The following is a 2556-nucleotide window of genomic DNA, read 5'->3' on the forward strand; positions in this document are numbered from 1 at the left end:
GACAACGGGCAGTGGGGGACCTTCGCGTGGTCGGAACTGCTGCTCGCCTCGCCGGCACTGCGCATCCTCGGAGGCACCGAGGAGATCATGAAGAACATCCTCGGAGAGCAGGTCCTCGGGCTGCCCAAGGAACCGTCGGCCACCGTCAAGACCCCGAGCCCCGGCGCAGCCCCTGCGATCGTAGGAGGACAACGCGCGTGAGCGTTTCACAGCAAGAACTCGACGAGCTGCGATCGGCGATCCGCAAGTTCCTGCAGGCTCGGCTACCGGACTCCGAGCTCTGCCACCTGGCCGATGGGCGCCAGACCGGTGGCGATCTGTGGTCGGAGATGAACGCCGCCTTGGGCATTCACAGTCTGGCGATACCAGAGCGCTTCGGCGGCGACGGGGCCGGCCTGACAGTGATGTCGGTGGTATTCGAGGAACTCGGCCGCGCGGTGGCACCCGCTCCGTACTTCTCCAGCTTCGTTGCGACCCAAGCATTGCTGTTGTCCGGAGACGACGAGCAATGCCAGCGCCATCTCCCCGGTTTCGCCGAGGGAACCAGTCGAGCGACCATCGCCGTCGCCGAACGCGATGGATCCTGGGACGCGGCAGTGATCAGCGCCCGCGCCCAGTGCGGCCCAGACGGGTCGTGGCGCATCACCGGCGTCAAGAGCTGGGTGCCCGACGCGACTGGCGCCGACGCGATCCTGGTCCTGGGCCGGACCACTGCGGGTCCGACACTGTTCTGCGTCGACCCCACTGCAGACGAAGTCTCCGTCGAACCGATGCGCGTGCTCGACGAAACCCGACCGATGGCCACGCTGACGTTGCGCGGTGCCTCGGCCGAACTCGTCGGACGCGAGGGCGCAGGCGGGCTGCTGCTCTCCCGACTGCTGGATCTGACGGTCCTCGCGCTGTGCGCCGAACAGGTCGGCATCGCCGAACGGTGCTTGGAGATCAGCGTCGAATACGCCCAGGTACGAACACAGTTCGGGCGCCCGATCGGAAGCTTTCAGGCCGTCAAGCATCTGTGCGCCGAGATGCTCGCCCAGGTCGAGATGGCGCGCGCGGCGACCGACGACGCGGTTCACGACGCGCAGAAGGGCGATCCCGGCGCGGCCATAGCCGCTGCGGCAGCACACCTGACCTGTTGCACGGCAGCGATGTACGTGGCCAAGGAGACCATTCAGGTTCTCGGCGGGATCGGGTTCACCTGGGACCACCCCGCGCACGTCTACTTCCGACGGGCAGCTGCATCCCAACTCCTGCTCGGAGGACCCGCCGTCAGCCACGAGCGACTGCTGGAACGCATGGGCATCTAGCACATGCCAGCACCGATCAACTGAAGCAGTCGGCGGCCATGTTGGCGATGTTGATGATGCGGTTGAGGCCCACCCGTGACTGCTCGTAGCCGGTGGCGGGGTAGCCGTTGGTGAGGAACGCGAAGGACAATCCGCTTTCCGGATCGGCGAAGCCGATCTGGCAGGGAGCACCGCCGTGGCCAAAAGTCTGCGCGCTGCAGGCGGTCGGCAGGAATCCCCGTGATAGACCGTCGTCCCCGGCGACGACGACGAACAGCGCGACGTTGCCGGGGACGCTTCGGGTACCGCCCCGTTCGCCGGTGACCGGGAGGGTGACGCGGACCCGCAAGGCGTCGGCGACGACGTCGCGGCGCCACAGCGATGAGCTCATCAACCCCTGGTACCAACCGGCGAGATCTGCTGCCGTGGCCACCAGGGAATGGCTCGGTTCGCCGGCCGCCAGGATCTCGGGCCGAGACAGATACCACGGACCCCACGGGTTGACCTCGGTGTCACTGTCGCCATCGGTGCGCACGAAGGTCGCAACATCGCCCTGGCGCTGCACCGAGGGCCCGATCTCGATGCTGTGCAGACCCAACGGCCCAGCTAGCTCGTCGGCCAGATACTGGGCGATCGGGCGCCCGGTGACCCGTTCGCACAACTCGCCAATGATCCAGGCCGCCGAGGTCAGGTGAAACTCCAGAGCGGTACCCGGAGGCGAGGTCAAGCGCCACTTGCCGAACGCCTCCAGGCGCTGATCGCGGTGCAGCATCTGCGGATAGGCCAAGGGCGCCAACGGGAAGCCGCCCACGTGGGTGACCACCTGTTCGACCGTGACCGACTCCTTGCCGTTGGTGGCAAACTCGGGAATGTAGGAGCCGACGGTGCGCCCGATGTCGAGCAGCCCGTCCGACATCAGCTTCCACAGCACTCCGGCCACGACCGGGCGACCTGCGGACTGCAGAACATAACGAGTTGCCGTGGTGGCCTCCCCGAAGGCCTCGAATGCGTACTGCTGCCCGTCGACGTTGATGGCCACTTGTGCCGAGGGCAGCACACCCGAGTCGACTTCGAGGCGGACCCGCTCCAGCACCAGATCTATGCGGCGGGAATCAGGGATGTGTGAGGGACGCTTGATCACGCGATACCTTTCAATGGAACGCTGTCACAGTCGGCCACGTACCAGCGCAATGCTCTGGCTGTACGCGTAAGGTCTTGTGCATGGTGAGGTGCATCGACAGGTGGGAGGAAATGTGGCCAAGCGACGCAG

At 66.3% G+C, this 2556-nt stretch carries 2 protein-coding genes and 1 pseudogene; 2 read left to right on the plus strand and 1 reads right to left on the minus strand.

All coding sequences use genetic code 11. The annotated features are described in order from the left end of the window. Together QOC69_RS27510 and QOC69_RS27515 are read left to right on the plus strand one after the other, a co-directional pair. A pseudogene (locus QOC69_RS27510) lies at positions 1-201 on the plus strand (hypothetical protein); the annotation flags it as partial. Next, a complete protein-coding gene (locus QOC69_RS27515) occupies positions 198-1307 on the plus strand; it encodes an acyl-CoA dehydrogenase family protein (protein WP_526445652.1) in 1110 nt (369 codons plus the stop codon). The pseudogene QOC69_RS27510 and the gene QOC69_RS27515, both read left to right, overlap by 4 nt. Positions 1308-1323: 16 nt before the next feature. Here QOC69_RS27515 and QOC69_RS27520 read toward each other — a convergent pair whose 3' ends face one another. After that, entirely contained in the window at positions 1324-2427 is a 1104-nt protein-coding gene (locus QOC69_RS27520) for a serine hydrolase domain-containing protein (RefSeq protein WP_526445654.1), read from the minus strand. Between the last annotated feature and the right edge of the window lie 129 nt (positions 2428-2556).

Origin of the sequence: Mycobacterium sp. (assembly GCF_032162105.1) — a bacterium.
Classification (GTDB): domain Bacteria; phylum Actinomycetota; class Actinomycetes; order Mycobacteriales; family Mycobacteriaceae; genus Mycobacterium.